Origin of the sequence: Pseudomonas sp. 9.1(2019), assembly GCF_009910445.1 — a bacterium.
In the GTDB taxonomy this organism is placed as follows: domain Bacteria; phylum Pseudomonadota; class Gammaproteobacteria; order Pseudomonadales; family Pseudomonadaceae; genus Aquipseudomonas; species Aquipseudomonas paraversuta.
Map to the genome: position 1 here is coordinate 171,119 of NZ_VBWF01000001.1, position 12,345 is coordinate 183,463.

Sequence of the window (12,345 nt, forward strand, 5' to 3'; positions counted from 1 at the left end):
TTTGATAGCGATGCCAGGAGAGGCCGTAGCCATAACGCGGGCCTTTATTCGGCAATCACCACAATCGCCACCCGCCGATTTTCAGTACGTCCGGAGCGGGTGCTGTTGGACGCTACCGGCACCCGGCTACCCAGCCCGCGGACCTCAACATTTTCAGGCTGCATGCCGACTTTGGTCAGCACTTTGACCACGCTGTTGGCACGCCGTACGGACAGCTGCTCGTTGTAAGCGTTGCTACCGGACGAGTCGGTATGGCCGTCAACCCGTACGCGCTGGATGTCGGCGGCAAGCAATGCTTTACCGATGCGTTCCACGATTTCCTGGCTCTGGGGGTTGAGCACTTCCAGGTCGCTGCCGAACAGCACTTTGCCTGACAAGCCAAATGCCCAGCCTTCATCGGTCAGTTCAAACCCCTGTTGCTTGAGTACGGCAATCTGCGCCGGCGTCAGCCCTTTGGGCGGGGCGGTCTGACAGCCGGTCAATGACAACATGGCCAACAACAAGACAGCACTAAAAAATTGCAGGTAACGCTGGGTCAATACACGCATGGGGGGACAAGCTCCTGATTATCACTGGGCTGCGGGGTACTCCAACTCCGCAACCTGTTGCCCGCCTCGGGCGAGGCGTTTGGCCTGGTACATCGCCGAATCCGCTGCACAGAGCAGCGTATCCGGGGTTGCACCATGTTCGGGGTAAACGGCGATTCCAATACTGAGCGACGTCACGACATGGCTGTCATCCGGTAACCGGATCGGCTCAAGCATGCTGGCGATGATTTTGTCTGCAATACGCTGGGCATCTTCGATGCGGTGCAGCGGGGTCAGGGATATGGCGAATTCGTCGCCGCCCAGACGCGCCACCACATCGTTTTCGCGCAACTGGGCGCGGATCCGCGTTGCCACGGCGACCAGCACCGCGTCTCCTGCGGCATGGCCATGGGTATCGTTGATGTCTTTAAAGCGGTCGCTGTCGAGAAACAGCACGGCAACCTTATCTCCAGGCTTGTTCAGCGTGCGCAAGGTCAGCGCCAGCCGCGCGGCAAAATAGGCTCGGTTGGGCAGATTGGTCAGCGAGTCGTGGCTGGCCTGGTGCGCCAGACTCTGATTTTCATTTTGCAAGTGGCTTTGCCATGACTCCAGCTCATCAAGCAAGGCATTGAAGTCGTTGCCCAGGCTGTCCAGCTCGGCGATATGGGCAGGCGGCACGCGACGGTCAAACGCCCGATCGATGCGCGCGGCGTGGGCAACTTCGGCCAACTGCTGCAAGGGGCCGGTGATGCCGCCAAGCAGACGCCGCGACAGGTACAACGCGCTCCAGGCACTGAGCGCCGTACACAGAAGCACGCCAAGCAAGCCGCTGAGTAAAAAGCGCAACATGTTGGCGCCGTGCCCGCTGACCACCACCACCCCGACTTCCCGCCCCTGATGCTCAATCGGGACCTTGATCGGCTGTTGCAGCAAACTGTCGGCCAGCAGCATTTCGACCTTCGACAGCAAGCCGGTTTCCGGGCGCCGCCAATGGGCGAGCAATTCACCATTGGCGGTGTAGACCTCAGCCTCGGCGACGGCTTCGGTGGAAGCGATCATGTCCAGCGCTTCGGTTGCCGCCACCTGATCATCAAACACCACGGCAGCTTCCACGGTGTAGTTGATGGAGCGGGCAATCAAGTGCAGGTTGTGGTCCGCATAAACCTTGAGCGCCAGCACGCCCAGCAGGGTCATGGACGCGCTGGCCAGGATCACTGCTACCAGCGCAACTCCCAGATGCCCGCGCCGCAGCACAGAGCGCAGGCTGCGCCGCTGTTCAGGAGCTTTGAACAGGCTCATGGTTGAACCGCCCGACGCCGTGACAGTTGCAACACGCTGGGGTGAATACGCACACCGCTGCGGGCAACAGAGTCGAGGTTGACCTCAAATGTCACTTGCTCATCGGTCACCCGCAGGCAGAACAGACTGCCGACGGTGCATTGATCACCGTATTCGCTGATGCTCAGGACGGCTTGTCCGCTCAGGGAACTGAACAGGCTGCTGCGCTCTGCAGTGCTTAGCTTGCCCAGATACACCGCGTTGCACTCGCGGGCTATGGCCGGGTTACTCACCAGCATGCGCCGCACTTGCACCTGCCGACCACTGGACTGGGTAGCACCTTGAAGCAAGTCATCGGTGTATTCAGTGGGGCCCACCACGCACAACTGCATTTGAGCCGGCTCGATGGGCCAGCGTGCATAGCTGAGGATGCCCAGGACCACTTGGGTCACAGCCTTCGCTCGCTGATCTGCCAGGTTGCTGGACGCTTCAGGCTGGGCCAGGCAGGGAGTGCTCAACAGTAACAGGCAAAGTGATAGCCGCCGTAGCCGCCATCCAGCCCCTTGTCCTGTCGGTGGGACAGCCACGTCCATGCCTGAAATCTCTGTATTCATTAGGTGAGTGATGTCGCAACGATAGCACGGCGCGCATCAAAACGTGATGCGCGTCACATTATGCCCGGCCCGCAACGGTTTGCGCAGGACTCATGCCCCGAGGTTCTGCCGCAAGTTGCGGCCAGGGCCATAAGCAGGGGGCAAATCCTCTTTGACCACGGCTACTTCAGCCCCAGCATCAAGCCGCTCAAGCGCTTAACCTTGCGCTGTACCGCTTCTTCGAAGACACCGGCACGCGGTTCGACCAGGCTGAACCAGTGTTTGGCCCGGGTGATACCAGTGTAAATCAGCTCCTTGGTCAATACAGGGTTCAGCGCTTCCGGCAGCACCAGCGCGGTGTGGGAGAACTCCGAGCCCTGGGATTTGTGCACGGTCATGGCGTACACCGTTTCCACATCATTGAGGCGGCTTGGCAGCACAAAGCGAATGCCGCCCTGCCCGTCGTTGCGAGCGAAAGCCACGCGCAACACGTACTTTGGTGTCAGTCCGTCACGCTCAGGGAGTTTGAGAGCAATGCCGATATCGCCGTTCATCAACCCCAGGCCGTAATCATTGCGGGTCATCAGCACCGGGCGACCTTCGTACCAGTGCTGATCGCTGTCAATCAGCTTGTGGCCGAACAGGGCACGGGTGATGCGTTCATTCAGACCTTCGACACCCCAGGGGCCTTTGCGCACCGCACACAGTACTTGAAACGCTTCGAACGCCTCCAGCACCTTGCCGGCCCACGCGCCCCAGCAGGGATCTTCGAGCCCCGCCTCGGCTGCCGGGCGCTGCTCGCGCAACACCTCGAGATAGTGTCGATAGCCTTTGGCCTGCGCCCCTCGCCCTTCCAGCGCCAGGCGCTCAAAGGCACGGTCCTGTTCACCCTTGAGGGACAGGGCAAAAAGGTCGGCATGGCTGCCGGCCGCCAATAGCGCCCGCGCAGCATCGGATTGCTGACGATTGACCAGGCGCGAGAGCTGGCCGATGCCGCTGCCTTCGCCAAAGCGCCGCGAATGGCGGAGCATGACCACTTGCTGGGCTAACGGATGAGAACCGTCGAGATCTTGCTGCAATTCACTGGCGGCCAGGCTTTCGCCGCTGACGTGCTCCAGCCACTCCCGGGTTTGCGGGGTGTACCAACCCGCTTCGGCATCGCGACACAAATCCCCCAGCACGGCACCGGCTTCAACCGACGCCAGCTGGTCCTTGTCCCCCAGCAGCACCAGCCGGGCATGGGCGGGCAGTGCATCGAGCAGGTTGGCCATCATTTCCAGGTCGATCATCGAGGCCTCGTCAACCACCAGCACGTCCAGCGGCAAACGGTTGCCCGCGTGATGGCGGAAGTGCCGGGTGCCGGGGCGACTGCCAAGCAGGCGGTGAACGGTGGTCACATCACTGGGGATTTTTTGCCGGACCTTGTCGTCCACTTCCAGTGACTTGACTTGCAGACTGATGGACTCGGTCAAGCGTGCCGCTGCCTTGCCGGTCGGCGCGGCAAGACGGATCCGCAACGGGGTCCCCACTTCAACGGCCGGGGCTTGAAGCAGTGCCAGCAAACGTACCACCGTGGTGGTTTTACCCGTACCGGGACCGCCGGTGACAATGCTGAACGCGCCCCGGGTGGCCAGGGCGCAGGCCAGCTTCTGCCAGTCAATCGGCGCATTCGCGGCGGGGCTGCCGAACAGGCTGTCGAGGCGCGCAGGCAAATCCGCAGAGGTCACTTGAGTGGCTGCCAGCCGTTGGCGCAATGCGCTGTCGATGCGCCGCTCATACGCCCAGTAACGACGCAGATACAGACGCCGGTCACTCAGCACCAATGGCCGGCTGGCGGCATCGGCCAGCGACTGGCCGGCATGCTCTACCAGCTGGCTGGCTTGCAAAGCCTTGCACCAGGCGTCGCCATCCAGCGCTTCGAGTAATTGTGAGGGCAGCAACATGGCACCGGTCTGCACATCACCCTCAGGCGGCAGGGACAGCGCGAAATCGGGCTCTTTCAGGGTTTCAAACAGGTCCAGGCAGACGTGCCCGTGCCCCAGCTGGTGGCTGGTCAACGCCGCCGCCAGCAGCACCAATGGATCGCCATGGGGGTCGCGCTCATGCAGAAATGCGACAAAGGCTTTATCCAGAGCGCGCAGCCAGCCGCGCTCCACCCAGCGCTCCAGCAATAGCAGTAAATCTTCGGCCCGGTGCAAGGGTTGCAGCCGGGCCAGGCTCTCGGCCGTCAGCGGGGTAGGCAACAGCTCGGCAAATGAACGACTCATAACAACACTCCCTGTTCCCACGCCGGCTCTGCCTGTTGTGCCGCAGGTTTGCCCTGGAACATCAGGTCCAGGCTTTCGATCAATAGTCTGGGCGGACGGGTGAAGAACACGCCCTGCCCCTGGGACCGGGTACCGCGCAAGAACAGGTAGAGCGCGCCGCCCATATGCCGGTCATAGTCGTAATCGGGCAACCTGGCCTTTAGCTGGCGATGCAGGGCCAGCAGGTACAACACGTATTGCAGGTCGTAGCGGTTATCCAGAATGGAGGCCGTCATCGCTTGCTCGGTGTAGGCCGAGTCGTCGGCACCCAGCCAGTTGGATTTGTAGTCCGCCACGTAGTAACGCCCCTGGTGTTCAAACGTCAGGTCAATAAAGCCTTTGAACATGCCATTGAGCAGGCTCGGTTCCGCTGCCGCACGTGCGGCACCGCCATGGGTGTGCTGGCGTACCAGCCTGTCCAGTTGCAGGACATCAACCTTGTGGCTGGCAAACCAGAATTCCATTTCGATCTGATACTGGCTCAGCTCGCTGAGGACCACCGCCGGCTGACCGTTATTGAGGCGCAGCGGCTCATCTTGCAGATGCTGCAACCAGTCGCTCAGGGTCTCGATCCAGCCTTGCCAGCCGCGACGGTTGCAACGCCGGGCCACGGCATCCTGGATGGCCTGCGGGTCTGCCTTGAAGCCTTCGCTGCCCGCCCATTCGAGCAGACCATGGAGGAAGGTTCCGGGATTGGGCCCGCGGGGAAACCGGTGAATGTCGCCGCCACTGAGCAGCACTTCACGCGGCGCATCCGGATCAAGTCGCTCATCGTCCGAGAGTTTTTGCGCCAGGGCGCTTTCAGGGGCTTCAGCGGGGCTGAGGCTGTCACCAATGCGCAAGGCACTGTAGGACGCGATCCACCAGTTTTCCGCTGCCCGACGTGCCGGTAGCAGCGGCTTGAGCAGGGTCGCCTGATTGAGCGGTGGATAAAATTTCGCCTCGCTGGCCGTCGGCACGGGCAAGTAGCGGATCGCCGCGCAGTCTTGTTGCAAGTCAGTCAGCCAACCCTGCAATCCTGCGGACTCGGCCAGCAGCGCACCACCTCCGAGCAAATAGCCCAGTGCTGAAAGATGCAGCACCGAACGATTGTTGTTACCGCGCTTGAGGTCGGCCACCCCCAGCCAGCAAGCATGCTGGGCCCGGGTCAGGGCCACATAGAGCAGGCGCAGGTCTTCGGCCAGACGCTCGTCATCGGCCTGGGTTATCAGCTCTGGCGTGGCCTTTAAACTCACCCGCGGGTTGCCCGCATCATCGTGATAATGCAGCGGCAAACGGCTGCCATCCACAGGTTTGGTGGAGCAAATAAACGGCAGGAATACCAAGGGGTATTCCAGGCCTTTGGACTTGTGAATGGTCACCACTTTGACCAGTTGCTCGTCACTTTCAAGGCGCAGGATTTGTTCTTCCCCGGCCTGCCCGGATAGCGCCAGGTGCTCGGCCAGATGCCGGATCAGCGCCTGTTCGCCATCCAGTTCGGTGGCGGCCTGCTGCAGCAGTTCGGACAGGTGCAGGACGTTGGTCAATATCCGTTCGCCATCGACACGGGCAATCAGCGCCTGAGGCAATTGGAAGTCATGCAGCAGTCGGCGCAACATGGCCAGCACACCCTGCTTGCGCCAGATCTCGCGGTAGCCCCGGAATTGCATGACCCGGGATTCCCAGGCCAGTTCGTCCTGATTCAGACGTTCGAGTTCAATCAGCGGCAGGTCGAGGGTGATGCAGGCCAGGGCGGCCCGCAGCGGGCGTTCAACGTCCGGCTCGGCACAGGCTTTGAGCCAGGCCAGTACATCGTGGGCTTCCTGGGCGGCGTAGACCGAATCCTTATCAGACAGGTAAACGCTACGTACGCCCCGTGTCGACAATTCACGCCTGACCGCCTGAGCTTCCTTACCGTCACGCACCAGAATGGCAATGTCTGCCGGCAATACACCGCGCAGGGCTTTGCCCGGCTGGGCAAAACCGCACCGACCTTGCTGACCGCCATTGAGCAACTCAACAATTTGGCTGGCACAGGCCGCTGCCAGTTGCTGACGATAAATGACACCTGACAGCGGCTGCTCGGAGGGCAGTTGCCAAAGGGTCAATGCAGTGGCGGGCTGGCCATCCAGTTGCAGGACTTCTTTACGGCCCTGGGATTTGACCGACACAAAGGGCACCGGATTCTCCGGACCTTCGCGGAACAAAAATGCCCCCCGCCCGCTGTCCCGCTGCTCGGCCCGGGCAAATACGTGGTTCACCGCTTCGACCATTACATGGCTGGAGCGGAAGTTGGTATCAAGGGTATGCAGTCGGCCACTGGTGGCGTGACGGGCACGCAAATAGGTGTAGATGTCGGCGCCGCGAAAGGCATAGATCGCCTGTTTCGGGTCGCCGATCAGGAACAGGCCGGTATCGGGACTGTTGTCTTCGATACGGTAGATGGTCTCGAAGATGCGGTACTGCACCGGGTCGGTGTCCTGGAACTCGTCAATCAGGGCCACCGGAAACTGCTCGCGAATCAGGGTCGCCAGACGCTCGCCGCCGTCGGCCTGCAACGCCGCGTCGAGCCGCAGCAGCATGTCGTCAAAGCCCATCTCGGCACGCCGACGCTTTTCTTCTTCAAAACGTTTGCTCACCCAATAAGCGGCGTGTTCAAGAACTGCGGCATCCGGCGTCGGCAAGGCATCAAGCGCGGCTTTCAGGCCGTGCATGGCGTCCAGCGCTGGATGCTGCGGGGGCTCGCCTTTCCAGGCTTCTGCGAAGCCATCGGGGGTCAGGCGGGTGAAACCTGTGCCCAGATCCAGCTGCTCCAGAGATTCGTCAGCCGCCCAGGCACTGAGCTTTTCAAACCAGGGTTCAAAATAACGGGCCTGCATTTTCCTGCCGTCCACCGCTTTGGCGGCCACGGCCTGCAGGCAGATTTCACGCAGCTGCTGGGCCCATTGCAACCAGGGGGTTTTCAGCTGTGCAAGGGCCTGGCGACGTTCCAGCAAACAGGCTTCGATCATCGAGGCCGGTGTTTGCTCCACATTTTCAGGCGCCCTTGAGCTGCCGAACAAGGCTCGAACCCGCGGTAACAAGGCGGCCGGGCCACTCCAGTTGGCGCGCACCCAGTTCAAGGCATCGCCATGCATGGGGTAACAAAACAGTCGCCAGTAATCGCGCAGTACTTCGCCGAGCAAATCGCTGTGGTCGGTTTCCAGGGTCTGGGTAAACAGGCTGCCACTGTCGAAGGCATGTTCACGCAGCATCCGCTGGCACCAACTGTGGATGGTCGAAACGGCAGCTTCGTCCATCCACTGTGCTGCGATATCGAGGCGCCCGGCACAGGCGGCCCATTGCCCGGGCGCGAACTGGTCCCGCAGTTGTGCAACCAGGGCGTCCGGGGCTTCGATCTCGTCACGGAAGAACCGCGCGGCTTCAGCGAGCCGGGTGCGGATACGGTCACGCAGCTCTTTGGTCGCGGCATCGGTGAAGGTCACCACCAGGATTTGCGGGGGTAGCAACTCGCGGCCGAAGCCCGACTCCCCGGCGCCATGCCCCAGAATCAAACGCAAATAGAGTGCCGAGATGGTGAAGGTTTTGCCGGTGCCCGCGCTGGCCTCGATCAGTTGACTGCCGCGCAGGGGAAAGGCCAGGGCCAGAGGTATTTTTTGCTCGTTCATTAGCGGGACGCCTCGCTGTTCAATGAACGCCATGGCGCATCAAAGAGTGGTCGATAGAGGGCATCGCACCACTCTGCAAATTCTTCACTGGCCATCAGGGCCGGGTAATCAGGGAACTGGCGTGCGAGTGCGGCACTTTCGCGACGCTCGCCATCGCTGGTCTGGCCGTCGCCTTCGTAGGCTTTTTGCGCCGCGGCATCGGCTTTGGCCGGATCGGTCTGGGCCAGCCAGGCGAAGGCTGTTTTGACGGCAATGGGTAACGGGCGGCCCATGCCGACTTTCCAGGCCATCAGCAAGTTGCCAAGAATTTCACTGGCGTGCTTGGCCTCCAGAGGCGCGAGCAGCAAGGTGTCATCGCTGGCTACCAACGCAGTGGACATGTCCAGGCCACTGGCGCAAGCGACCAGGTGGTTGACCCAGGGCCGGGTCAAGCGATGCCATTTACGGGTTTTGATCGCGCCAATACTGTTAGGAATAGTCGTGACGGACAGTAGGCCCTTGTCACTGCGTTGATGCAGATTGCTCAGCCAGCCTTCCAGAGTCAGGCCGTTTGCCTCAAAGCTGACGGGAAGCGCGCTATTGAGCGGCGTAGGCCAAAGGGCAAGTAATTGCTGATAGCGCTGTAGTACATCTGGAAGTGGCTCTATCAGTTCTTGCTGCAGACTCTCACCAAAACCGGCCATGGGCAGCAGACCGCTGCCCTGTAAACGCAGGGCTCGGGTGTGCAAGGCCTGTTCAGGCTGGTCTGGCTGTGCCAATGCGGCTTCGAGCAAGCTGTCGCTCAGGGTGTAGCGCTGTAACGCGTCGAGTACGAAGGGTTCCTCGTCTGCCAGAGGCACTTCGGCCGCCTCAAAGAACACTTTCAAACGTTGGCTAAAGAAGTGCCGTACAGGATTACGCAAGAAGTCCTGCAGTTGGGTCAGGTTCAAAGGTTCTTCTTGTTCGTGCGCGGTCAGGATGCCCGGCGCAACAGGTGCCGGTTGGGGCTCGTGCAAACGCTGCCATTCCCGGGCATAGCTGAACAGGTTGGAATTACCTTCATGGAAATAGCGGGTACTGAAGGGTTGAAGCGGATGTTCCTGGGTCATGGCTTGCAGCAAGTCGCCCCCGCCCGCCAGTTGCCAGCCGCTGGCCAGGTGGTCGCGCAGTTGCCCGATCAATACGCAGGCAGGACGCTCGCTGTTGTCGCGAATACTGCGCCCGACCCAGCTGATATAGAGCTGATCCCGTGCAGAAAGCAGCGCTTCGAGCAGCAGGTAGCGGTCATCTTCCCGGCGGGATCTGTCACCCGGGCGGTAGTCACTGCCCATCAGGTCGAAATCAAGCGGTGGTTGCGCACGCGGGTAGTCGCCATCGTTCATGCCCAACAGGCATACCAGCTTGAACGGAATGGCCCGCATCGGCATCAGGGTGCAAAAATTCACCGCCCCGGCCAAAAAGCGCTGCGACAGCTTGCCTTGATCAAGCCCGGCCAACCAGGCTTCACGTACTACGGTTAGCGGTAACTCGTCTTGCAGACCTACCAGCTCACAGGTCTCGAGCCAGGTTTCGCGAAGCTCTTCGAGCTGGGCCAGCAGGTAATCGTCATGTTCGGTTTCTGCCTGGAAAAACAGTTGCACCAATGCCTGCAGGCGCTCGCCCCATTGCCCCGGCAAAGCCGGTCGGGACAGCTCCTGGTGGGCAATTTCCAGAGCGTCCAGCAATGCCACGAGGGGACCGATCAGTACCGCATCGAGACCGCCAATTTCATCATAAGGCTCAATTCCATCGCAGGCTTCGGCGCTACCGACGGCATAACCGAGCAACATGCGGCGCAGGCCAAAGCGCCAACTGTTTTGTTCCAGATGAGCCGGCAAACCGAGGCCGGCCCGTTGCTCTGCATTCAGTCCCCAACGAATCCCCGCACCTTCAATCCAGCGATGCAGGGTCGGCAAGTCGCGCTCTTGTACGTTGAAGCGTGCGCGCAGGGCCGGAACATCCAGCAAGTCGAGAATTTCACTGACGGGAAAACGGCTGTCCGGCAACTTGAGCAGATGCTCGATGGCGATCAGCAGCGGATCACGGCCACGCTGGCCCTGGTCTGCCAGGGTGTAGGGGATGAACCGGCGGTCGTCTCGCTCGATCTGGCCAAATACGGCACGGATATGGGGCGCGTAGCTGTCGATATCCGGCACCATCACGATCACATCCCGCGGCTGCAACTGAGGATATTTTGCGAATCGGGCGAGCAACTGGTCGTGAAGGATCTCGACTTCGCGCTGCGCACTGTGGGCAACCTGGAAGCGGATTGATTGATCCTGTTCCAAATCGACGGCGGGCCATAACTCGCGGGTTTCGCTGAGGGGGCGCAGTTCGAGGATGTCATCCTGCAACTGGTTCAGCTGGTTCAGCGGTTGCACCTCACTGAACAGGTCGATACGGCCATCACGAAAAGCAGCGCGATAACTATTGGGGTCATCGTAGCTGTCGAGCAGATTGATGTAGTCACGCCCTTGTTTGCCCCAGGCAGCAAGCAACGGGTGGGCGTGTTGATGCAGGATATCCAGGTCCAGGGCTGCAGGCATTCCCGCTTTGCGCGCCTGACGTTTGTACTGGTGACGCAGCAGGTCTTTATCCGCAACGATGTCAGACCAGTGATGGCGACAAGGGTTGTGTACGCACAGCAGCACCTGGCTGAAACGGGAAAGTCCGGCCAGGGCTTCGAGCGCCTGGGCGGGCAGTGAAGAAATCCCGAATACAATCACCCTGGCCGGTAAACCGGGCGGCGCTTGCTCAAGGCTGTTGATCTTATCCATGAAGCGCTGGTGAACACCGGCCCGACTCTGGGACATGCCCTCCTCACCCACATCGAGCAATAACGCACGCCAGAGTTCGGCCTGCCAGCAGTTAGCCGGGCTCAGGGCCGGACTTTCACCCCGGGCGTTGCGCAATTGATGGCGGCCTGCGGCCCAATCTTCCAGCCAGTCGGCCCGGTAAACCTGATATTGGTCGAACAGGTCAGCCAGCCGCTCTGACAGCTGATAGCGTTTGCGCAGATCGCTGTCATGGGTAAGGAAGCGCTGCAAGGGTTCGAAGTGCGGCTGATCGATAAGCGCCGGGAGCAAGCGCATCAGGCGCCAGGTCAGCGGGGCCTTATCGAGCAGGGACGTTGCAGGGATTTGTTCACTGCCCAGGACGACTCTATAAAGTTGCCACATGAAACTGCCGGGCAACTGCACGTCTACCGCGGCGGCAATACCACAGCCGCCAAGGTCATCGTCCCGGGCATCTTCCGCCAGAGCCAGCTTCAGCCATTGGGCGATACCGTTGCTCTGCACCAAAGCAATTTCGTTCTCCAAAGGAGCCAGAGGGTAGCGGCGCATCCAGCTCACAACCAGGCTGCGCAACTCATCAAGGCGGTTACCGTGAACCACCATAAAACCCGCATTGAGGGACGTAGCAACCGGCATGACGGCATCCTTAGGAGAGAGCAAATCCAAAGGCGAACCTTATCATTGCCCGGGAGCATTGGTGGAGTATTGCAAGACCGGTCGGGCCCTGCAGTCGCTACCGAAGGCTGCGATAGACAGTAAGTCTTGCGCAAGAGAAGCCCTGTGCCACCTGCTGCCTTGCGCATTCGGCGACTGCAGCAGCGGAAGAGTTGTTGCAGCGTATCGCGGGCTGCAACTTTTCTCGGCACAAAAACAAACCCCCTGTCTGCGTGAGCAGACAGGGGGTTTGGAATTTAATCTTGACGATGACCTACTCTCACATGGGGAAACCCCACACTACCATCGGCGATGCATCGTTTCACTTCTGAGTTCGGGATGGGATCAGGTGGTTCCAATGCTCTATGGTCGTCAAGAAATTCGGTAGCCAGCGCGTTTACCTTACGGTTAACGTTCCAGCGAATGGGTATGTAATAGATTTGTGTGTTGTGCAAACTTTCGGTTTGTATCGTCTTCACACACCGCAACTTGTCTGTTCTTGTCACCAAGAACGCAAATTGCTTGGG

At 60.5% G+C, this 12,345-nt stretch carries 6 protein-coding genes and 1 rRNA gene; all 7 read right to left on the reverse strand.

Annotated elements, in window-relative coordinates:
* Positions 1-44: 44 nt before the first annotated feature.
* On the reverse strand, positions 45-548 hold the full coding sequence (locus FEZ21_RS00715) for an OmpA family protein (RefSeq protein WP_003439378.1): 504 nt from the start codon (positions 546-548) through the stop codon (positions 45-47).
* A gap of 21 nt (positions 549-569) precedes the next feature.
* On the reverse strand, positions 570-1,826 hold the full coding sequence (locus tag FEZ21_RS00720; RefSeq protein WP_003439376.1) for a diguanylate cyclase domain-containing protein: 1,257 nt from the start codon (positions 1,824-1,826) through the stop codon (positions 570-572).
* On the reverse strand, positions 1,823-2,398 hold the full coding sequence (locus tag FEZ21_RS00725) for a YfiR family protein (protein WP_003439374.1): 576 nt from the start codon (positions 2,396-2,398) through the stop codon (positions 1,823-1,825). Before FEZ21_RS00725 ends, FEZ21_RS00720 begins: the two co-directional genes overlap by 4 nt.
* A 182-nt stretch (positions 2,399-2,580) precedes the next feature.
* Positions 2,581-4,665 (reverse strand): exodeoxyribonuclease V subunit alpha, encoded by a 2,085-nt coding sequence (gene recD / locus FEZ21_RS00730; RefSeq protein WP_160626254.1) that lies wholly within the window; start codon positions 4,663-4,665, stop codon positions 2,581-2,583.
* Positions 4,662-8,351 (reverse strand): exodeoxyribonuclease V subunit beta, encoded by a 3,690-nt coding sequence (gene recB, locus FEZ21_RS00735; protein ID WP_160626256.1) that lies wholly within the window; start codon positions 8,349-8,351, stop codon positions 4,662-4,664. Before recB ends, recD begins: the two co-directional genes overlap by 4 nt.
* Positions 8,351-11,800: an exodeoxyribonuclease V subunit gamma gene (gene recC / locus FEZ21_RS00740; protein WP_160626258.1), complete on the reverse strand. Its 3,450-nt coding sequence runs from the start codon at positions 11,798-11,800 to the stop codon at positions 8,351-8,353. The genes recB and recC overlap by 1 nt, the downstream gene beginning before the upstream one ends.
* A 279-nt stretch (positions 11,801-12,079) precedes the next feature.
* Positions 12,080-12,195, reverse strand: a 5S ribosomal RNA gene (rrf, locus tag FEZ21_RS00745).
* Positions 12,196-12,345: the final 150 nt, after the last annotated feature.

Excerpts from the sequence above, each read along its gene's own strand:
- FEZ21_RS00715 (WP_003439378.1), bottom strand. The coding sequence starts at position 548 with ATGCGTGTATTGACCCAGCGTTACCTGCAATTTTTTAGTGCTGTCTTG.
- FEZ21_RS00720 (WP_003439376.1), bottom strand. The coding sequence starts at position 1,826 with ATGAGCCTGTTCAAAGCTCCTGAACAGCGGCGCAGCCTGCGCTCTGTG.
- FEZ21_RS00725 (WP_003439374.1), bottom strand. The coding sequence starts at position 2,398 with ATGGACGTGGCTGTCCCACCGACAGGACAAGGGGCTGGATGGCGGCTA.
- recD (WP_160626254.1), bottom strand. The coding sequence starts at position 4,665 with ATGAGTCGTTCATTTGCCGAGCTGTTGCCTACCCCGCTGACGGCCGAG.
- recB (WP_160626256.1), bottom strand. The coding sequence starts at position 8,351 with ATGAACGAGCAAAAAATACCTCTGGCCCTGGCCTTTCCCCTGCGCGGC.
- recC (WP_160626258.1), bottom strand. The coding sequence starts at position 11,800 with ATGCCGGTTGCTACGTCCCTCAATGCGGGTTTTATGGTGGTTCACGGT.